19 protein-coding genes and 1 pseudogene are annotated in these 20,545 nt (G+C 61.0%); 5 read left to right on the top strand and 15 right to left on the bottom strand.

Annotation, left to right across the window (positions count from 1 at the left end):
* The 10 genes from M2427_RS40470 to trbB all read right to left on the bottom strand — a co-directional run bounded on the left by M2427_RS40470 (position 1) and on the right by trbB (position 9,294).
* Positions 1–1,212, bottom strand: a complete 1,212-nt coding sequence (locus M2427_RS40470) for a TrbI/VirB10 family protein (protein ID WP_280712314.1) — start codon at positions 1,210–1,212, stop codon at positions 1–3.
* Complete coding sequence (trbG, locus tag M2427_RS40465) at positions 1,209–2,243, bottom strand: P-type conjugative transfer protein TrbG (RefSeq protein WP_280712313.1); 1,035 nt, start codon at positions 2,241–2,243, stop codon at positions 1,209–1,211. Before trbG ends, M2427_RS40470 begins: the two co-directional genes overlap by 4 nt.
* Positions 2,240–2,923: a conjugal transfer protein TrbF gene (gene trbF, locus M2427_RS40460; protein WP_280712312.1), complete on the bottom strand. Its 684-nt coding sequence runs from the start codon at positions 2,921–2,923 to the stop codon at positions 2,240–2,242. Before trbF ends, trbG begins: the two co-directional genes overlap by 4 nt.
* A gap of 94 nt (positions 2,924–3,017) precedes the next feature.
* The gene (gene trbL, locus M2427_RS40455; protein WP_280712311.1) at positions 3,018–4,247 is read right to left on the bottom strand and encodes a P-type conjugative transfer protein TrbL; all 1,230 of its coding nucleotides are present in this window, start codon (positions 4,245–4,247) and stop codon (positions 3,018–3,020) included.
* Positions 4,244–4,615 (bottom strand): putative entry exclusion protein TrbK-alt, encoded by a 372-nt coding sequence (trbK-alt, locus tag M2427_RS40450; RefSeq protein ID WP_280712310.1) that lies wholly within the window; start codon positions 4,613–4,615, stop codon positions 4,244–4,246. The genes trbL and trbK-alt overlap by 4 nt, the downstream gene beginning before the upstream one ends.
* Positions 4,615–5,343, bottom strand: coding sequence for a P-type conjugative transfer protein TrbJ (gene trbJ, locus M2427_RS40445; protein ID WP_280712309.1), 729 nt, complete (start codon positions 5,341–5,343; stop codon positions 4,615–4,617). Before trbJ ends, trbK-alt begins: the two co-directional genes overlap by 1 nt.
* Positions 5,340–7,781: a conjugal transfer protein TrbE gene (gene trbE / locus M2427_RS40440; RefSeq protein WP_280712308.1), complete on the bottom strand. Its 2,442-nt coding sequence runs from the start codon at positions 7,779–7,781 to the stop codon at positions 5,340–5,342. The genes trbJ and trbE overlap by 4 nt, the downstream gene beginning before the upstream one ends.
* Before the next feature lie 10 nt (positions 7,782–7,791).
* A complete protein-coding gene (locus tag M2427_RS40435; RefSeq protein WP_280712307.1) occupies positions 7,792–8,055 on the bottom strand; it encodes a VirB3 family type IV secretion system protein in 264 nt (87 codons plus the stop codon).
* Positions 8,055–8,327: a TrbC/VirB2 family protein gene (locus M2427_RS40430; RefSeq protein WP_280712325.1), complete on the bottom strand. Its 273-nt coding sequence runs from the start codon at positions 8,325–8,327 to the stop codon at positions 8,055–8,057. Before M2427_RS40430 ends, M2427_RS40435 begins: the two co-directional genes overlap by 1 nt.
* A 52-nt stretch (positions 8,328–8,379) precedes the next feature.
* The gene (gene trbB / locus M2427_RS40425) at positions 8,380–9,294 is read right to left on the bottom strand and encodes a P-type conjugative transfer ATPase TrbB (protein ID WP_280712306.1); all 915 of its coding nucleotides are present in this window, start codon (positions 9,292–9,294) and stop codon (positions 8,380–8,382) included.
* A gap of 500 nt (positions 9,295–9,794) precedes the next feature.
* Here trbB and M2427_RS40420 point away from each other — a divergent pair, with 500 nt between their 5' ends.
* From M2427_RS40420 to M2427_RS40400, 5 genes and pseudogenes are all read left to right on the top strand, one after another.
* A complete protein-coding gene (locus tag M2427_RS40420; RefSeq protein ID WP_280712324.1) occupies positions 9,795–10,082 on the top strand; it encodes a helix-turn-helix transcriptional regulator in 288 nt (95 codons plus the stop codon).
* Positions 10,082–11,233: pseudogene (locus M2427_RS40415) on the top strand (HipA domain-containing protein); the annotation flags it as partial. The gene M2427_RS40420 and the pseudogene M2427_RS40415, both read left to right, overlap by 1 nt.
* Positions 11,234–12,175: 942 nt before the next feature.
* Complete coding sequence (locus M2427_RS40410; RefSeq protein WP_280712305.1) at positions 12,176–12,403, top strand: hypothetical protein; 228 nt, start codon at positions 12,176–12,178, stop codon at positions 12,401–12,403.
* Positions 12,404–12,406: 3 nt separating this feature from the next.
* A complete protein-coding gene (locus tag M2427_RS40405; RefSeq protein ID WP_280712304.1) occupies positions 12,407–12,628 on the top strand; it encodes a hypothetical protein in 222 nt (73 codons plus the stop codon).
* Positions 12,629–12,990: 362 nt separating this feature from the next.
* Positions 12,991–13,281 (top strand): hypothetical protein, encoded by a 291-nt coding sequence (locus M2427_RS40400; protein WP_280712303.1) that lies wholly within the window; start codon positions 12,991–12,993, stop codon positions 13,279–13,281.
* Between the two features lie 109 nt (positions 13,282–13,390).
* Here the strand turns inward: M2427_RS40400 and M2427_RS40395 are convergent, their stop codons facing one another.
* The 5 genes from M2427_RS40395 to M2427_RS40375 form a co-directional block, all read right to left on the bottom strand.
* Positions 13,391–13,648, bottom strand: a complete 258-nt coding sequence (locus M2427_RS40395) for a hypothetical protein (protein ID WP_280712302.1) — start codon at positions 13,646–13,648, stop codon at positions 13,391–13,393.
* 731 nt (positions 13,649–14,379) lie between these two features.
* Positions 14,380–15,714 carry an MFS transporter gene (locus tag M2427_RS40390; protein WP_280712323.1) on the bottom strand — a complete coding sequence of 445 codons (1,335 nt, stop codon included), beginning with the start codon at positions 15,712–15,714 and terminating at the stop codon, positions 14,380–14,382.
* 329 nt (positions 15,715–16,043) lie between these two features.
* Complete coding sequence (locus M2427_RS40385) at positions 16,044–16,469, bottom strand: CopG family transcriptional regulator (protein ID WP_280712301.1); 426 nt, start codon at positions 16,467–16,469, stop codon at positions 16,044–16,046.
* A 6-nt stretch (positions 16,470–16,475) separates the two neighbouring features.
* Positions 16,476–18,464: a conjugal transfer protein TraG gene (locus M2427_RS40380; RefSeq protein ID WP_280712300.1), complete on the bottom strand. Its 1,989-nt coding sequence runs from the start codon at positions 18,462–18,464 to the stop codon at positions 16,476–16,478.
* A gap of 37 nt (positions 18,465–18,501) precedes the next feature.
* Positions 18,502–20,265 carry a VirD2 family relaxase/mobilization nuclease gene (locus tag M2427_RS40375; protein WP_280712299.1) on the bottom strand — a complete coding sequence of 588 codons (1,764 nt, stop codon included), beginning with the start codon at positions 20,263–20,265 and terminating at the stop codon, positions 18,502–18,504.
* Between the last annotated feature and the right edge of the window lie 280 nt (positions 20,266–20,545).

The raw sequence follows: 20,545 nt of genomic DNA, 5'->3' as shown, positions 1-20,545 counted from the left end.
CTATCCTCCGTAAGGTACAAGTATGAGGTCGCGATTCACGACAACGCGAACCGGGAAACCAGGTCGCACGGTCAGCGTCGGCTGGATGTTAAGACTGCGCCGAACTACCTGCTGTCCGGTCTGGTTCAGTGAGTCAGAGACGCCGTGTCGCAATGCCTGGATAATGGCGCTGTCGTTGCTGTTGGTGTCGGAGCCGGCACCCAGCTCAGTCCCGACAGCCAGAAACGTTGAAAGTGCCGCAGCTTTGAACAGCTCACCCCAGTGATTGTCGACCTGATCTTCGAGGCCCGCATATCCCGCGGCGTCAGCGCCAGGCTGCCGCTCGAGAACGATCGAACGTCCGTTTGGCATGATCAGCCGTGTCCAGACGAGCAGGACACGGGACTGGCCGAAACTTACTTGGCTATCGTAGATCCCGATCAGACGCGCGCCCTGGGGCACAAGCAGAAATCGGCCAGTGGGCGTATCAAAAATGTTCTCGGTTACCTGGGCCGTAATTTGGCCTGGCAGGTCCGATCTGATTCCGGTGATCAGGGCTCCCGGAATCACCGTCCCAGCCTGCACGATATATGGTGAAGCTGGCCTGGTGACGCGATCAGGGCTGACTGTGCGTCGGTCCACAGAGGCGTTCACGAAAGCAAGCTTGCGGTCCTGACCGTTCTGCGCAAATCCGTCGTCATAGGCGCTCGTCGGGCTTTGTGATGCGATGCGATCGCCGCCTACACCTGCAGCCGTGGGCTCACGCACTTCTCTCCCATTAGTCGAAGCGAACAGATGGCTGATGCGGGCTGCTTCGGTCTCTTGATCCCGGCGCTGCTGTTCCGGATCAGCGCCGATCGTCGGCGACTGGCCCTGGGCCGCAAGGATCGGCCGACCGAGGTCCCCGGGAAGCGGCGGACCCAGTTGCGGGATTGGTTGGCGTGGAATGCCAGCGTAGTCCTTCGGCAGCGCCGTAATGCCGTCGGCGACATTGTGATGGTCGGTACTGTAAAGCTCATCGGCCGCCTGGTCTCGAGGGCGGTTCTTCTGCAGCGACCACAGCACGGCTCCGCCGATGACAAGCAGGGCGACCGCGCTCCCTCCCGCCAGTACTTTCCCTGACAACCGTGTCACGCGCGGGTGCTCCGCTCTCAAGCGGAAGTTCCTGGACTGATCTTCTTGTCTCTCAGGCGGAGCCGCTTGCTCCTGATCGTTTCCATTCCGGGTGTTCATGACGACGGCCTCCCGTCGGTCCGGACAATACGGACCTTCTGCTGGTGCTCGCCGCCAAGCCGCAGTTCGGCGGCAGCAAACAGCCGATCGACGATCAATACGTTGCCGTAAGCGCGATAGTTGACGAGTTCAGTCTTGCCGTCTGGACCGATGACGAAGAGCGGAGGCATCTCGCCCTGCACGATGCCTTGCGGGAATTCGACATAAACCTTACGGCCATCGTCATAGGCGGCAAGTGGCCGCCAGGGAGGACTGTCCCCTTCGATGGCATAGCGGAAGATACGCTGCGCCGGGTCCGGAAGAACGGGTTTCACAGCAGCTGAACGCGACCGTTCGCGTACCGTCTCAGGATAGTACCAGGCAACGGATGGCATGTATGGCCGCTCGCGGGAGCGGAGCTCAATCAGGTACGTGCGCCGGTCAGTATTGACGACAAGGTTGGTCTCGATCGAAGCTCGGGTCGGCTTGACCAGGATATGGACGCGTCGTGTGTCGCCGCTCCCGCTCTCGGTATCGCCCACGACCCACCGCACGGTATCTCCGGCCGCGATCGGCCCCGATCCCGTCAACTGCTCCCCCTCCTCGAGCGCAATATCCGTGATCTGGCCCGGTGCGGCGTAAATCTGATAGAGCGCCCCGGGACTGTAGGCGTAGATTTGCGCCGCATTGAAATACCCCCGCATGCGCGGTTCGACCCGGGCTGCGCTGTTTGCGGTCTCAACCCGGCTCACGGGTTCAGCGTCTTCCTTCCCTCCCAGCTTGCCGCCGAGAGCCGGCTTCCAGAGGGGTGGAACGTGAAGCGGCCGCGTCCTGTCGTCCAGAGTTGCGGGAGCCGCCGGTAACGGAGGCACTTCAGCGTCATAGCTGATCTCAGGCGGAATGTAGGTCGCGCACCCGGCGAGCGCCGAGGAAGCAAGCAGGAGAGTAAACAAGACTGCTCGCTTCACGGTCAAGAATTCGGTCGGAGTCGGACTGATCCTTCTGTACGCGACGGGATGCTTCGAGTGAACGTCGGACGGCGTCTTGGTCACTGACTCAACTCCTTCGACCAGTTGATGGCGCGAACGAAGACGCCAAGAGGATTCTTGCGCAGACGTTCGGCATCGCGCGGCGTTTCGATCACGATGGTGAGAATGGCCGTCCAGCGCTCGGTCGAACTCAACGAACCGTTGTCGTAGACACGCTCGGTCCACGCGACCCGAAAGCTCTCCGACGAGGCGCGAATGACGCTCGATACGTCGACGGAAATTTGGGCCTTGCCCAACTTGGCAAAGGGGTCATTGTTGCGCGCGTAATCGTTGAGCGCGGCGGCGCCGCGATCGGTCGTAAAATCATAGGCCCTGAGCCAGTTTTGTCGCAGAACGATGCCGTCCGCCGGCAGACCTCTGACATCTTCGATAAAGCGCGCCAGATGATAGGCGATCTGGGCATCTGTCGGTTGATAGTCGATGTTGGCCGGCGCGGCCCTTTGGGCCTTGCCGAGTTGATCGACCTCGACCACCCACGGCGTGATTGACCCCTGGCTCGATTGCCAGATAAGGCCTGCAGCGAGACCGGCCGACAGCATGAGGCAGCCAAAGGCCATCAGCCGCCAGTTTTTGGCTTGGACGCGTGCCGATCCAATGCGTTCGTCCCAAACCTGCGCTGCTTTCTGATACGCCGTAACCGGCTCGGGCATGCGCCCGTAATGAACGGAAGGTCGTTTAAACATCGAGGATTGCCCCTAGTATCGAGTGATCGTTGCAAGCAGTGCGATGGGAAGGGATCGAGGCACTGCTGTGCGGCGGAGGTGCCGTGGCTGCGTCTCAGCGCTCTCCCTCGGACAAATCGACGGAGGAGCCGCTGCCACCATGATCGCCCGAGCGGATGGCCTGGCTAGCGGCCGAGGCACCATGCCGAATGGTCTCGGCGCGCTTCATGCGACGCGCCCAATCGGGCTGCCCTTCGGCCGAAGTGTTCGCGGTCTGCGCGCCGGCTTCCCCACCTCCGCCGAGCGCAGCCGCTGCACGACGCAACGGGCTCATAGCGGCGGAGGCGCCAGCCTCCGCAAGTCCAGCCATGCCTCCGCTTCGATAGGCAGCGGACGCACCGCTCAAGACGGCAGCCCCACCGCGCGCGGCACCTGCAATCGCACCACCAGCAAGACCGGCGCCGCCGGCGGCGAGGCCTGCGCCCGCCGCAACGATGCCACCGCCAGCAAGACCTGTTCCGATCGCGGCACCGGCGCCGAGTTGCGGTCCGCCTGACACCAGGCCATTTGCGATACCCGGACCGAAGATGCCGAGGCCCAGTAACGCGAGCGCCGCGAGCACCAGCGTCATCGCGTCTTCGATGGTCGGCTGGGCGCCGCCGAAGCCTGCGGTGAACTGCGAGAACAGGGTCGAGCCGATCCCAACGATGACGGCCAGGACCAGGACCTTAATCCCTGAAGAGATCACGTTGCCCAAGACCCGCTCGGCCGCGAAGGCTGTCTTGCCAAACAAGCCAAAGGGAATGAGCACAAAGCCGGCCAGGGTGGTGAGCTTGAACTCGATCAGGGTAACAAAGAGCTGGATCGCCAGAATGAAGAAGGCGAGCAGCACCACAACCCAGGCGAACAGGAGAACGACGATCTGGACGAAATTCTCGAAGAAGCTGATGTAGCCCATCAGGTTGGAGATCGAATCGAGCAGGGGTCGGCCGGCGTCGAGGCCGACTTGCGCGATCTTTCCCGGCCGCAGGAAGTCCGACGCGGAGAGACTGGCGCCTGATGCTTTCAGCCCAAGACCAGCAAAGCTCTCGAAGACGATGCGTGCCAGACTGTTCCAATTTCCGATGAGATAGGCAAAAACACCTACAAAGAGCGTCTTCTTGATGAGGCGCGCAATTATGTCTTCGTCTGGCCCCCAACTCCAGAACAACGCGGCGAGCGTAATGTCGATCGCGGCAAGGGTCGTTGCGAGATATCCGACATCGCTGCCGAGCAGCCCAAAACCGTTGTCGATATATCGCGTGAAGGTTTCCAGGAAGTGGTCAATGATCCCCGTGCCAGTCATGGCTTGCTAGCCTCGGGTGTCGCCGATGGTCGATATCCTTGCGGGATTCGGCTCTGATCCTTTGGGACGGGCACCAACCCCGCGGTGGGATCTTCTTCGCCAGGAACCGCGGCACCGGTTTTCTTGCCAAGGAAGCGGCGCCGGTTTTCGGCCCAGATCTGCTGGCAAAGCCGATAATCTGCCGTTTCCTCCGCAGTGACGCTGCGGCAGCGTGCGAGGTCAGAGCTGGCTGCACCTGTCGTCTGCTCCGCCTTCGGCAGCGCGGGCGACTCGTCACCACCGCGAAGCTGAATCGTGCAAGCAGTAACGACCAAAACGCCGCTTGTCGTAAGCAGCGACAACGCCTTGAATGCCCTTATGTCGGCCATCAGTGGAACATCTGCACGTTGGAGGATTGATAGCCCTGCCCCGGTGACAGGAAGCGCCGAAGCTGTTCTCGTCCCTGATCCTGGGCCGAGGCGCGCTGAGCCGCTTCAAGGCTCTGCGCCCTGCCTTGTGCAGTCACGACAGCGGTGAGATCGGCGAGCTGCTGCGCGTTCAGCGCAAGAATCTGATTGCCAGCCTGCGTTGCCTGCAGAGCGCCGCTCGCAATTTGGCTAGACGTTACGAGCGCGGACGTCTCGATACGATTTGTGTCGAGGTTACCAACGATGCCCGCCTGGACGCGAAGCGCGTCTTGCGTTGCGGCATAGGAATTCTGCCAACGTGCCTGAGCGTTGGAGATCAGCAACTGATTCGACTGGTCGCTGCTAGCTGGCGCGTAGCTGGTTGAGAATGCGCGATCGATCTGCTGCACGTTGTAGGCAATGCGCTGGGCCTGGGCCAACAATTGCTGGGTCCGCTGAATCGATGACTGCAACTGCTGAAGCGACGAATACGGCAGGCTTGCCAGATTTTTCGCCTGATTGATCAGCATCTGCGCCTCGTTCTGCAACGAGGTGATCTGATTGTTAATCTGCTGGAGCTCCCGCGCAGCTGTCAGGACATTCTGGACGTAGTTGTTGGGATCAAAGACGATCAGCGCTCGTGCGGGCACCGTGACGCCAAGCAACAGCGCGAAGGCGGCCGTGGTCGCCAATAGGCCAAGAGGTCTCATAGCGATTTCTCCAGATTGACGAGATTGGGGATCAGATCTGTCGCCCAGGCGACGCCACGGTGCTGGAGCCAGGCAGGCACGAAGCCGTCGGGTCCATGTTCGGCGATGAGTTGCGTGATGGCGGCCTGGTCTGTCTTGGAAGAGGCCGCGGTAAATGCGAGCGCAACCTCACCAAGGCCAAGTTCGAACATCCGATTGCCCCGACGCGACTGGCAGTAGTAGTCGCGCTTTGGGGTCGCCCGGCTCAGAAGTTCGATCTGGCGGTCATTGAGGCCGAAGCGGCGGTAGATGGCAGTGATCTGCGGTTCGATCGCCCGTTCGTTCGGCAGCAACAATCGCGTTGGGCAGCCTTCGATGATAGCCGGTGCAATCGCAGAGCCATCAATGTCCGAAAGCGACTGTGTGGCGAAGATGACGGACGCGTTCTTCTTCCGAAGCGTCTTCAGCCATTCCCGGAGCTGCCCTGCAAAATCCTCGTCATCAAGGGCAAGCCAACCTTCATCGACAATCAGGAGCGTGGGCCGGCCATCGAGATGATCACCAATACGATGGAAGAGGTACGCCAGCACGGCCGGCGCAGCACTCGTTCCGATCAGGCCTTCGGTCTCAAACGCCTGGACCGAGGCCTCGCCAAGGCGCTCAAATTCAGCATCAAGCAGGCGCCCGGACGACCCGCCGAGGCAATAAGGTTGCAAGGCGCGCTTCAGAGAGTTCGATTGGAGCAGGACGGACAGGCCCGTGAGGGTGCGTTCCTCCCTCGGCGCCGAAGCGAGAGATGTCAGCGCCGACCACAGATGATCCTTGACCTCTGGGGTGATCTCGACCTTTTCCCGTGCCAGGATCGCGCAGATCCATTCGGTGGCCCATCCGCGCTCAGAAGGGTCATCGATCCAGGCCAACGGTTGCAGGGCAACGGGATTTTCGTCCCCGTCAGACAATGCGCCGCCGAGATCATGCCAGTCGCCACCCATGGCGAGCGCGGCTGCCCGGATCGAACCGCCGAAATCGAAGGCAAAGACCTGCGAATTCGGGTAACGACGGAACTGTAGCGCCATCAGGGCAAGCAGGACCGACTTGCCGGCTCCCGTCGGTCCCACTACTAGCGTATGGCCGACATCGCCGACGTGGAGCGAGAATCGGAACGGCGTTGATCCCTCGGTCTTGCCAAACAGGAGTGGCGGCCCCTTGAAGTGCAGATCCCTCGCTTCGCCGGCCCACACCGCCGACATCGGAATCATATGAGCGAGGTTGAGAGTTGAGATGGGCGGCTGCCGCACGTTGGCGTAGACGTGCCCCGGCAGACTGCCGAGCCAGGCTTCGACGGCATTCACCGTCTCGATCATGCAGGTGAAATCGCGACCCTGGATGACCTTCTCGACCAACCTCAGCTTTTCGTCGGCTGCATCAGGATCGCCGTCCCACACCGTGATGGTTGCCGTGACAAAGGCTTGTCCAATCTGATCCGAACCCAGTTCCTGCAGGGCGGCGTCGGCGTCGATCGCCTTGTTGTGTGCGTCGGTATCGAGCAGCGTCGACGCCTCGTTCGTCATGACCTCTTTGAGAATGGCGCCAATCGACCTTCGCTTGGCGAACCACTGCCGCCGAATCTTGGTCAGGAGCTTGGTGGCGTCGATCTTGTCGAGCATGATCGCGCGAGTCGACCAACGATAAGAGATTGGCAGGCGATTCAAGTCGTCCAGGATCCCCGGGGTCGTGGCGCCCGGAAAGCCAACAATCGTCAGGACCCGAATATTGGCTGAGCCCAACATCAGCTCTAGCCCGCCGGTCAGCGGCTGATCTGCCAACAGCGCATCGATATACATCGGAATTTCGGGCACGCGAACGCGGTGACGCTTAGTCGAGATCGTCGAGTGCAGGTAGGTCAGCGTGTCCTGATCATCGAGCCAGGCGCATTCCGGCATAAATCCTTCAAAGAGCTGCAGCACACGGTTGGTTTGATCGACAAACCCGCGGAGCGCCTCGCGCGCGTCTGCCCCTACGGTCCGATCCCGGCCCTCATAGAGCAGTCGCTCTGCCCGGGTAGCGCCCTCTTCCGGGGGCAGGTAGAGGACGGTCAGAAAATAGCTGGACTCATAGTGGGCGCCCGCCTCCTCGAACTGCGCCCTGCGTTCCGCGTCAACCAGCGCAGACGCGACATCCGGAAAGGAGCTAGGCGGGTAGGTCCCCGCAAAATGACGCTGCGCCTCGACGAATACGGCCCAGCCGGATCCCAAGCGACGCAAGGCGTTGTTCAAACGGCCGGCGACGGCGACGAGTTCAGCCGGCACTGCGCTGTCGAGGTCAGGCCCCCGGAACTTCGCCGTCCGCTGGAACGAGCCATCCTTGTTCAGGATAATTCCTTCGTCGACCAGGGCTGCCCAAGGCAGAAAGTCGGCAAGACGGGCGTCGGAATGGCGATATTCGGCAAGGTTCATCATGACCGATAACTCAGAGGCTGAGATGACTGGGAATGCGCAAATGCCGGCGCACCACATCGACGAAGGCGGGATCGCGCCTGGCGGCCCAGACGGCGGCCATGTGGCCGATGAACCAGAGGACGAGGCCCGCGATCCAGAGCCGCAGTCCAAGCCCAAGAGCTGCCGCAAGCGTGCCGTTGACAATCGCAACCGACCGCGGCGCGCCGCCCATCAGGATCGGCTCCGTAAGTGCGCGGTGAACGGGCACGACAAATCCTGCGACCGGCTCATCCATCAGATCACCACGCCGCCGCCGAAGGAGAAGAACGACAGAAAGAAACTCGAGGCGGCGAACGCGATCGACAGACCAAACACGATCTGGATCAGCCTGCGGAAACCGCCGGACGAGTCCCCGAATGCGAGCGTGAGCCCGGTCACGACGATGATGATGACCGCGATGATCTTGGCGACCGGCCCCTCGACCGACTGCAAGATCTGATTGAGTGGCTGTTCCCACGGCATGTTCGAGCCTGCGGCCCACGCCGGCGCCGCTCGCAAAAGCGCCATGCCGAACACGGTCAACGATGCACCTCGAAGAAAACGAAATTTCTGACGCATGTTAGTCTCCTGCTGATGAAAGGTCGTAGTCGCCGGCGGCCCCGAGTCCGGTGACGAGGGCGAGTTCAGCGAGGCGACGGTCACCGCCGCGCCCCGCAAGCACAGCAACGATGTTGATGGTCTCAGCGATCAGGGCACGCGGAACCGTGATGACGGCTTCCTGGATGAGCTGCTCGAGACGCCGCAGCGCGCCGAGCGCACTGCCCGCATGAATGGTCCCAATGCCGCCGGGGTGGCCCGTGCCCCAGGCCTTGAGCAGGTCGAGCGCTTCGGCACCGCGAACCTCGCCAACCGGAATGCGATCCGGACGCAATCGCAGCGATGAGCGAACCAGGTCGGAAAGCGTGGCCACGCCATCTTTGGTCCGCAAAGCTACGAGATTGGGCGCCTTGCATTGGAGTTCGCGCGTATCTTCGATCAGAACGACCCGATCGGAGCTCTTTGCCACCTCGGCCAGGAGCGCATTCGTCAACGTTGTCTTGCCGGTCGATGTCCCACCGGCGACCAGAATGTTCTTCCGTGCGGCGACAGCGTCCTTCAGGGTCCTGGCCTGCTCCGAGGTCATGATCCCCCTGGCGACGTAATCGTCGAGTGTAAACACGGCAACGGCCGGTTTGCGGATAGCAAAGGCCGGTGCCGCAACGACCGGAGGCAACAGACCTTCGAAGCGCTCACCAGTCCCAGGCAATTCGGCCGAGACCCGGGGCGCGCCGGCATGCACCTCGGTGCCCACGTGATGCGCAACCAAGCGAACAATGCGCTCGCCATCCGCCGCCGACAGGGTTTCGCCGGTGTCGATCAGGCCACTCGACAACCGGTCGATCCACAACCGCCCGTCCGGATTGAGCATCACCTCGATGATCGCTTCATCCTCGAGGTAGCTGGCAATCGCTGCACCAAGCGCGCTACGGAGCATTCGCGCGCCGCGCGAATTCGCTTCGGATTGATTGGAATGTATTGCCACCGTCGTCCCCACCGACGAGGGCGTCTACAGAGTGCCCTCAGATGGGGATGATTAGAAAAAGCACCGATGGACTTGGCGCAACAAGCGGCTTCAGTGATCGTAGACTGGCGTAGAAAAAGAAAGACTAAGAACGGATCTCTGAGGCTTGCTCAATCACATCGGCTCGCTGCAAGTTACTGCTCACCACTCCGCCTCATCATCCGCGGCGCGAGTGTGACCGAAATTCTCACTGATCTGTTGCTCCAGGATCAGGTTTGTCGCGTATCCGGTGGAATGCCCAACCAAGCGGTACCGCCGCATGGCGCCCACGAAAGCCGCTTGATCAACCAATGCCTGCCAGTTCGTGTCGCCCGCCGGCGTTGTAAATCGGCGGCAAAGCCCTAAGCGCGTTCGCGTATTTCTGCTATATATACGCATTTGCGTATATATAGATATTACACGCGTTCGCGTATATTGTCTTATTATACGCGTTCGCGTATCATTTTCTAAAGGATACGATCGCCCGCACACCCCAGCAGCTTGGCGCCGCCATTAAGCGGCACCGCCGACAAAAACACCTCACTCAGGGCAGCCTGGGCGACAAGATGCACGCGCGCCAAGCGACTGTCTCGAAGCTGGAGGCCGGCGAGCCAGCGACGCAGATGCGAATCCTCTTGGATGCGCTAGCCGCGCTCGATCTGGAACTGGTCATCCGGCCGCGCACGAAGATATCGGCCAAAGCCATCGAGGATCTGTTCTGATGGGGCGCCGTCCTGTTCGTGCGCCTCTCAACGTCTACCCGAACGCTCGTTTGATCGGGCGGCTGCGGCGCGAGAGCAGCGGCGCTATCGACTTCCAATACGACAAAGCCTGGCTGGAATGGGAGAACGCCATCCCGGTCTCGGTGTCGATGCCCCTGCGCGAAGACCGCTATATCGGCGACCCCGTCATTGCCGTCTTCGACAACCTGCTTCCCGATTACGAGGACATCCGTCGGCGTGTCGCCGAACGCGCGCATGCCGGTGGGGCCGATGCCTACAACCTGCTTTCCGCAATCGGCCGCGACTGTATCGGTGCGCTCCAATTCCTTCCGGACGGAACGACGCCCGGAGCGGCGGGCGCGATGATGCTCGCATAGTGAGTGACCTGGCGGAACAAGTGGCACGTGCCGCATGGCACGACCGCCACCACGCACATCATCAAACCGCAGATCGGCAGGTTGCCCAACGGCATCGACCTGACCAACAGTTGCCTGGAGCTCGTCGCCGCGCCTGACTTGCCCGTCGCCAAATCGCGCATCGTTGATTTCGCGGGACGGCGCGTGCTCGCCATCGAACGCTTTGACCGCATATGGACCCGCGACGGGCGGCTCTTGCGCCTGCCGCAGGAAGATTGCTGTCAGGCGCTTTCCGTGCCGCCCGGGCGCAAATACGAATCCGACGGCGGCCCAGGCATCCGAAATGTCTCTGATTTCCTCAAAGGCAGCGATACGCCGGCCACCGACCAGGCGACCTTCTTCAAGACGCAAATCGTCTTCTGGCTTCTCGCAGCCACTGACGGGCACGCCAAGAACTTCAGCATCCGCCTCTCGCCCGGCGGGCGGTTCGTCCTGACGCCGCTGTACGACATCATCTCGACGCAGCCGAGCCTCGATGCCAAGCAGATCACGCAAAACCAAATGAAGCTCGCCATGGCGATCGGCAATAATCGCCACTACGTGGTGCACACCGTTCTCGGCCGACACTTCGTGCAAGCCGCCAAGACTTGCGGCTTGACCGAAAAGACGGCCCGCGGCATCATCAAAGAGCTCGCGGATATAGCTGGTGCAAAGATCGACGCTACGATTGCGAAACTGCCGAAGGATTTCCCTCAGGCGGTGGCAGAATCAATTGCGGCTGGTGCCAAGCGACGCCAAGCCGGAATGGCAGCTGCGTTGCGTCATCGACAGACGACGCCTCAGTACCCACGAACGCACGCTGCCGCTCGATCGGCTGGCTTCTTCGTATCCACCGCCAGCGTGAGGTGGTCTGCCATTACTTTGACAACTGCGCGAAGGACCTTCCGCTCATTTTGCTCACCCTGCCGCGCTGTCTTTGAAAGCGCTGCAAACGCGCGTAGACCGCCTGTCGCGTGCGCCCCAGCCGTTTCCCGACTTCGTCGGCTGTGGCACCTCCGCTGAAGAGCGCGACCAGCTGGGTTTCTTCCTCCGGCGACCAGGGACGCGTCGAGCTGCGCTTGTTTGTCATCAGCGCCACCTGCACAATGTTCGAGCCATGAATCGTCGCGTCTCCGCCGCTTAGAGGCGCGGGGCGTCCACCGGCCGCGCCTTTTCAAGGATGTGAGCAGGCCGCTCCGCCCGCGTTGGTGCTACCGAGCGCCGAGGCTCAGGCGCGATTGTTGCGCACTATCCGCACCGCAAGACGAGCACAGCTACGCCTAAAGGTCGGAACGAACCAAACCGATACGTCCTGGTCATCCATGCCGCGGAATGTTAGCGATGAGCCATTTAGAAACGATTGACGGGTTGCCGAGGTCGTGAAAACCGTTCGCAAACGATACGACGCAACAAACGGAGATGGAACCTTAACGATCGCTCGAGACAATTTCGGAAGACCTCCGGCGACGAGAAGAGCGCAGTCCGCTCTTCAATCAAGGCCACCGACAGCTTTTCGATCGACTGCGCAACTTTGATCGGGCGGCTTGCTCGCAATTGCCCTCTATGCCGGCAACAAAGCTCGCTCTCCTTCAACGGGTGGATTGAGCGTCGCCGCGAACGAAGATGCGGAGTACCGCATCGCCGAGGCCGGCTTGGCGGAGTTCCGCCGACAGGCTTGACAGGAGCGGAAAAGTGTCAATGACCATCGCGAAAATCGTCGCCGGCTACGTCAAGGTGGAGAACAGGCGCGCTCTGTCGGACTTGCTAGCGCATCGCCGTAAGGTGCTCGCTGAGTTGCAGGGGGATATCGGGCATCAATCCGGAAAACGCGGTCAGGGCCGTTCAGGACGAACTGCGGAGATCGAAGCGGACCAGGACCAACTCAAACCGCCGGCTGGCTCGCTGCCGGAGAACGAATGGAGCTAGCGTTTGCGCGTTAATAAGATCACATGGGATAAAATCGGCCGGGGAACCGAGCCGGGGCGATACAGGTGCTTTTTTGGATTTCTCACCGTCACCCAAGAGGATATCGACGTGTGGTCACGGTACCCTGAAGCAACGTTCACCTTGATCGCGCGACTGCCTACCGAGGAGTCGGTTGGTGAGGACTACCTGCTGGGCTCGTTCGACATTGGCAGTCCTCCGCAGTAGCAAAGTTCGCGGCTTCTCTCAGGTCCCGACCCGGCGCGATCTCGCACGCTCCTCGAGAATGTAGATTTTCGAGACGAGGGTTATTCGCGTCGCGCACGTAGGTTCTGCGCGAGCAGGGGATAGGATGGCTGCCGCGCGTCAAACTCGCCTGCAACCAGCTGGCATTGTTCTCGGCAACGCATTGTTCTCGGCAACGAGCGTGAAGGCTTCTGCGGGGGATTTCATGCCAGCTACGGTTTTCGCAGGAAACAGGTGACGGCGATCGCCGTCTTTGATACCTATAGGCACGCTGGGGTCGAATTAAGTTAGCGATACAATCAAATCTTTTCATTCCGTGTTGTTTTGTTGCGAGGTGGCCTGGAATGCTGCCCATCATCGTTTGGATGACCGAGATACCGTTTCCTGGACATTATTCGGTTATTGTAACCAGGGTGCCGAAAGGGACGGCTCCATCACGTCCGGCCGCTACCCGGCTCATGGCCGCCGCGATGACGAAAGTGTCGCTTGAGAGACTGATGTGTCACGTTGCCATTATCGATGGGGAGCTCACGGCACGGTCGGCTGTCTACGGAGAGACGCCTGAGGTCGAATGGTTCGTGGCAACAAAGTTCGATGAACTTACCCGGCGCAAGTGGCTGCAGATCGAACTGTAATGCCGGACAGCTACTCGGGGGCGCCGTTTCAGAACGATGCAGATGCGGTTCGCCTGACAAGCGTGCCGCGAATCAGACGCATCGCCGCGACTAACACCAGCATCGAAACTTACGCAGCCTGCGAGGCTGAACCGGCCGACCGCAACTGATATTCGAGTGTGGCGATCGTATCCAGTAGATTGCCGCGGCGTCCGCGCAGGGCTCGTGCCAGCATCGAATAGCGTTGATCGTAAATGGCGGAGACTCCCGTCCACACCTTTTCCTCCTCAATGTCAGCGGACATTAATTCTGCACGCCGCTTCAATTCAGCGACGAGTGCTTCCAGCTTCGCCGGTCCTCGAATAGCAGTTTGAGGCAGGTACTGCACGAAACTACTCCAGATTGAGACGGTGCGACCTCCACGGCCGATGGGTCGCAAGCCGGATGCCAGCGGTCGCAATCGTGCCTGTCGTCCGCCCTTGACATTAAACGCCCAGGTTAATGTCTGAACGCCTTTGCGCATGGCCGCCCACCGATCTACTTGTGATCGCATGCACAATCATTGCGCGAAACTGACGAACGGCAAACGGCGCGCGTGCTAACATACGCGTTAGGCGTTTACTGCTTTCATTCTGTGCGTCCGCCGTCGTGATGCTGGGATGACTGGCCGCACTCTACTGTTTAGCCTGTGCGGTGTTTCTCTGGCTGCTCCAATGAGGATCGAGGCAGAGGCGGTGGCCTGTCCGCCGTCATGAGAATCCTCAAAGCAAGAAAAAGCGCGTTACAGGTCAGCCAGACCAGCAACCAGGATCCGATACCCATCTTGTAATCCCCCGCGCAATGCGCAGGGATCAGGTTGTTTTTGTTTGGGGCGATTCTGTGTGCGTGCACCGCAGCGACTTGCGCAAATTATCAGCAGACGCGCCGGCAAACGCAGCCGACTACCGATTTCCGATAGCTGGTTTGAAATCCAACACGCCAGAACGAGAGGCTGCCTCGACCTGCAACCGCTTTGTCGCAACAGAGGATTGCCGTGTCGTAGGCCGGCGTAGAAAAAGAAAGACTGAGAACTGATCTTTGAGGCCTCCTCAATCGTGTCGGTTCGCTGCGAGCTACCGTTCACCACTCGGCATCATCATCCGCGGGTATGAGGATCACCGAATTCTCATACGAGCTTACAGACTCGAAAACGTCGAAAACATTAGCCTGCACGAAGAGCGGAATTGGCCCCATCCATGAAGCTAAGTATCGGCCGCAAGGCAGCGAGAACCAGACCAACGTCGCGATCTGCAGCGCTACGTTGACGCCAAACGCGACCTGATAGGCCTGGACGGGCCTATGGCCATCGCTAATGGACCACTGCTCGAGGATCAGGCCTGTCGCGTATTGTGCCAGAAATGCCCAACCAAAGTGCAAGACGTTCAAGGCGCCGTTGGCACGACCGGCAAGCTCCGGAGGAAAATAGTCCGCTATCACTGCGAAGCTGACCACGGTTGCCGCTCCGACAATCGCGACAACCGACCAGGGCAAGATGGACGGGAGCGGCGCTCCCATGATCAAGGCTAGCTCGGCAGCGATAAACAGCGCTGCAACCGTCGCCAGTATCGTCTCTGCGCCCATTCCTCTTCGTTTGACGTAGTGGACCGTCATGCCGAACAGCCAGGCGCCACAGCTCAAGACGATCGACATTATGAAAAGCTGTCTGACGAGGTCTGGGCGATCAAGCTCTCCCACGTCGGTCAGCCACGGCGATGCCCACAATCCCTGCAGGGACCAGGCCGATCCAATGCAAGTCGCCGACAACGGGGCAATGCGCCAGAAGCGCCGATCGCCGAAAACAGAGCTAATGGTCGCGGGGACTGATGCTGTCGATGTAACAATGCCTTGTTCAGGAACCACGACATAGATGAGGATTGCGGTGGCGCCCGTCGCAGCCGCCAGCATCTCAAAGAGTTGCCGCCAACCCATCCAGGCGAGTAGGTAATCGGCGGGAGCCGTAGCGGTCACCGCTCCCAGAGACCCCAGCATGACCATATAGCCATTCAGCAAGGCAACTCGCTCTCTGGGGAACCAAAGGATGATGGACTTCAGTCCAGCGGTCAGCGCTGCAGCTGCACCAAATCCTATCATTGCACGCGCGATCAAAAGAGACAGGAAGCCGCTCGATACCGCGAACAGTCCGGCGCCCATTGCTGCGAGCAAGAGCAAAAAACTCTGGACGCGACGTGGACCATAGCGGTCCAACAATATGCCGACGGGGATCTGCGCCGCCGCAAAAACGAGGAAATAGACTGACGTAAGTAACCCGAGGTCGGCAGTCCCAAGCCCAGTATCTGAGCTGAGACGACTGGCGATCAGAGCGTTAATCGTTCGAAACAGATACGAAAGATAGTATCCGGCGGCAAAAGGGAGAAAAACGCGCGCGAGTCGACGCCATCCTATTGAGATTTGCATGCTGGCCCCTTTTGCTGTCTGCTCTTTCGAGCCGATAGCGCGTCCAGCTTTTGCCAATTCGGCTAAATTGCTTCGGTCGTAGACTGGCGTAGAAAAAGAAACTCAGTTGATTGCGGGGGATCGCGTACCCCTCACCAGGTCCGCCTTTCCATTGGAAGGCGATCTTCAGCCGGGGACCGATACAGGCTCGGCGCCCAAGGAGGAATAGGTGAATCGGGCTCCATTTTCTAGGTTTCACTTCCGTCATGAATTGACTCTGCTTTCCGTGCTCGTCAAAGATCGTGCGCTCTCCGCAGTCGCAGCTCAATCGCGTGTTATGAGCCCACGCCCTAGCTTTCCTCGGCTACGTTTTGACGGCGGATATCTTCCGGAATCTCGCGCAGAAAGCTTTGCCCCTTCTGCAGACGGCGCCCGAGCGCCTCGACAAATCCTTCAAAGCGCTCCCTGCCTTTTGCCTGCGCGGCCGCCTGCGCGTCGTTGGGTAGCGGTGGCGTGATTGTCAGCCAGAAGCGAATGAAGAGGGCCAAGGTCTCGGCCGTCAAACCAACGTCACGCTCAAGCCTCTGCACCTGACGCGACAGCCGATCCAGGCGCCGGGTGAACGCAGCCTCCCTTCTGTCCGCGCCGTCCGGTGACAGAAATGAGGCGACCGCCGCCTCCACGATCGCAGACCGGGACAGCTTCTTGCGATCGGCCAGCTCCGAGATCTGTTTCAAAAGCTCTGGCGGGAAATAGACGTTCATCCGGTCACGCATATTGCCTCAGAGCTCCATACCGTCATTCGGGTCCATGGCGACCTGACGAGCGACGCCGCGCATCTGTTGGCGTATGAGCCGGGACTGACGGACGGCATCCTCGTCATCGTCAAGAACGGCGGCAAATTCTTCTGCCGGCGTCAGTTCGGTCGTCTCCTTGGCGATCGCGACGTGATGGGGGAGTTCGGGCTCGCGACGGAGTCCGCTGTTCGCCGTGTCTTCCTCGACCTCCGCGGCTTTGTCAGTTGGACCCGCCGTCGGCTTCGATGGCCCTAGCGCTGACCATCCGTCCGTTCGCGATGATCGGCCGGCACTCGCCGGATCTGGCGGCGGCAGAACCCGCTCGGTGAACCGCCTATCCTCGTAATAGCGGACCTTCTTGGCCCGGATCGGCGGCGTGCCCGCCACCATGACGATCTCATCCATCGGAGGAAGCTGCATGACTTCGCCCGGGGTCAGTAATGGCCTCGCCGTCTCCTGCCGCGAGACCATCAGGTGCCCCAACCAGGGGTTCAATCTATGGCCGGCATAGTTTTTCATGGCCCGCATCTCGGTCGCGGTCCCGAGCGCGTCAGATACCCGCTTGGCAGTCCGCTCGTCGTTGGTCGCGAAGCTGACGCGGACGTGGCAATTGTCGAGAATGGCGTTGTTGGGCCCGTAAGCCTTCTCGATCTGATTCAGCGACTGCGCGATCAAGAAGCTCTTGATGCCGTACCCCGCCATGAAGGCCAGCGCGGACTCGAAGAAATCCAGCCGCCCGAGTGCGGGAAACTCGTCCAGCATCATCAGAACGCGATGCCGGCGGTCGCGGGCATGCAACTCCTCGGTCAGGCGCCGGCCGATCTGATTTAGCACCAGACGGATTAATGGTTTGGTCCGCGAGATATCGGAAGGGGGCACCACAAGGTAGAGCGTAGTAGGGCGGCGGTCTGCGATCAGATCAGCGATCCGCCAGTCGCAGCGGCGTGTCACCTGGGCCACGACGGGATCGCGGTAGAGCCCGAGGAACGACATCGCGGTGGACAGGACGCCCGAGCGCTCATTCTCGGATTTATTGAGGAGCTCGCGCGCGGTCGAGGCGACCACAGGATGGGCCCCGTGCTCGCCGAGGTGTGGCGTGGTCATCATCGCCTTCAACGCAACTTCGATCGGCCGCTTTGGATCGGACAGGAAGGCGGCGACGCCGGCCAAGGTCTTGTCTGCCTCGGCATAGAGGACATGGAGGATGGCGCCGACCAGGAGCGAATGACTGGTCTTCTCCCAATGGTTCCGCCTGTCGAGTGAACCTTCTGGGTCGACCAGGACGTCGGCGACGTTCTGGACATCGCGAACCTCCCATTCCCCGCGCCGGACTTCGAGCAGCGGATTGTAGGCTGAGGACTTTGGGTTGGTCGGATCGAACAACAGGACGCGGCCATGACGCGACCGGAAGCCCGCGGTCAGTTGCCAGTTCTCGCCCTTGATGTCGTGTACGATGGCCGAGCCGGGCCAAGCCAGCAGTGAGGGGACGACAAGGCCGACGCCCTTGCCCGAGCGAGTGGGTGCAAAACACAAGACGTGCTCCGGTCCGTCATGGCGCAGGTAGTCGCGGTCGAGTTTGCCCAGCACCACGCCATCCGGACCGAGAAGTCCGGCTGTGCGAACCTGCTGCAAGCCGGCCCAGCGCGCCGAACCATAGGTCTCGACATTCTTGGCTTCACGCGCGCGCCATACCGACATGCCGATCGCCACCGCAATGGAAATGAAGGTCCCCGACGCCGCGATGAAAGCCCCCTCGACAAAGATTTGAGGCGCATAAGCGTCGTAGACGAACCACCACCAGAAGAAGATCGGCGGGTAATAGATCTTGAACCCCGCTAGTTCGAACCAGGGTAGCCCAAGCTCCGGTTGCCAGGCGAGCCGCCAGGCCGTCCACTCGGTTGCTCCCCAAATGGCCAGCAAAACAATCAGGCCGACAACGACTAGCTGCCCCCAGAGGATCTTGGTTCCAGACATCCCCGAACGCCCTTCCGCAACTGAATTGACCAGATAGCTAGAGGCTGAGGTCGCGTTTCCGACCAAGGCCCCATTCGATGCCACCGCCGTCCTTCATGACGCCCGTGACGTGTTGGCCGAGTTTCTTTTCGAGTTCGCGCGACCAGGGCACGAGCTGGAAGCCAAGCCCATTATGGATCATGGCGAATCGTCCCGAGCTGAGCGTCAGCCGCTGGCGATACGTGCCCGCCACATGCTCCCCGGACACGGCCTTCACATGAGGTAGGCCCGTGTCGGCCGAGACCTTTGCGGCCACGTCGTCCAATTCACGTTGGCGCAACGTGTCCAAGAGGTCGCGCTGCAAGATGATGCGTTGGCCCTGCCGCCGCGCCAGCCCCTCCTGGATCAGATGCGCGGTACGGGCTTCCATGGCATCGCGGGTCTCGCGGCCGAAGCCGCCCATGGCGAGCGGCATGGGATCGCGTTCGAACAGCCTATGGTCGAGCCAGGTGGCCCCTTTTGCAGTGACCTGCTCACCGAGATCGAGATCGGAACGGGTTGCGAGCACCATGGTCGGGCGCGGATCGCCGGCTTGACCGAAGCATCGGATTTCGATGATTCCGCCGATCGCCGGTGCCTCGTCGAAGGCCTCGAGCCCGCGGAAGCGCACGTGATGCGCGCGCCCGTCCGTTCCGTCTATCAGGGCGTAGGCCTCGCCGGTCAGTTCGTCATGCAATCCCCGGTCAACCAGCCGTCCGACAATCTGAGACATGGGCTGTCCACCCTCAATGACGAAGTCGGCAATGCCGCGCGCTTCACCACGCTCGGTAAAGGTGCGGTGCATGGACTTGATGATGTCGCCGCGCATACCGAGGTCGCGCAAGGACTGCTCGGCCTCGAGCCCGACCATCCACTCCCCCGGCGCGGCGGAGGCCGCAAGGCCCATGTTTTCCAAATATTGAAGGCGACCGACCATCAGCCGCCGGATCTCGGGATCGAACTTGCCGGGATTATCGGGACGTAGATCGATAGAGCCGGTCTCATCGGCCGCCAGCCGGATCTCCCGATCGAGCCCGGTCCATCGCTCTGCCGAAACTTCTCTCTCCAGGGAATTGCGGATTTCGTGCTCCGGCTTTGGACCCAGTTCGATGCCGACCAGTTCCTCGGCACGTGAGCGCAGGCCGTGGCTGATATAGTCGCGGGAGATCACGAGATCCGCCCCTTCCTCGTCCACGCCCCGAACGAGAAGATGGACGTGAGGGTTGTCGGTATTCCAGTGATCGACGGCTACCCAATCGAGCGGCGTGCCGAGATCGGTCTCCATCTGCCTGGCGAGGTCGCGCGTGAAAGCCTTCAGGTCTGTCATCTCGCCGGCGTCCTCGGGCGAGACGATAAACCTGAAATGATGCCGATCGTCCTCGCACCGTCCTGCGAAAGCCGCACTGTCGGCGCGGTCGCCGCTGGCATCGAACATCTCGGCCCGTTCACCACTCCGGGTCACACCGTCGCGCTTCAAATACGAAAGATGGGCCGTCAGCGGTGCTGAACGGAAGGCTCGCCCCTTATGGCGAGCCACGCGCGCCTTCACCACGACACGCCGCGTCGGGCTGAACAATCTGGCACGACTAAAGGCGAGGCGCCCGCGGCCAAACGTCGAGCGCCCATAGGCCGCAGAGCGTCTGCCAGCCGCAGCCTGTCCCGAGGAGTGACCGGCTTTCTTAGCGGCACGCAGCACCTGGTTGATGAAGCTCTTTTGCTTCGGCACTCGGGTACTGCGAATACGCCCGGGCCGAACACGCAGTTCGCTGTCGCCCACGCTCACGGCAGGACCTCCCAACGGTCAAAAACGAACACGGTGCCGAAAACGCCTTTGACTCCATTGGTCAAAATGCCGGGCGCGGCACGCGCCCCGACCGACCGGCACGCCAGAACCCAAGCCATGCCAATGGCTTGCGGTTCGACCGGCGAGCCCCTTTTATCTCGCCCTCTTAATCGGTCGTTGCTTGCGCTTGATCTCACCCATTCTCGCTTCCTTTCTCGCTTGCGACAAGGCCCTCTGCGCCACGCCTGGACGCGATGCGCCACGACAGCCGCGAGTCCCG

Origin of the sequence: Bradyrhizobium sp. BR13661, assembly GCF_029892425.1 — a bacterium.
Classification (GTDB): domain Bacteria; phylum Pseudomonadota; class Alphaproteobacteria; order Rhizobiales; family Xanthobacteraceae; genus Bradyrhizobium.
This window is presented reverse-complemented; position numbering and strand designations above follow the sequence as displayed.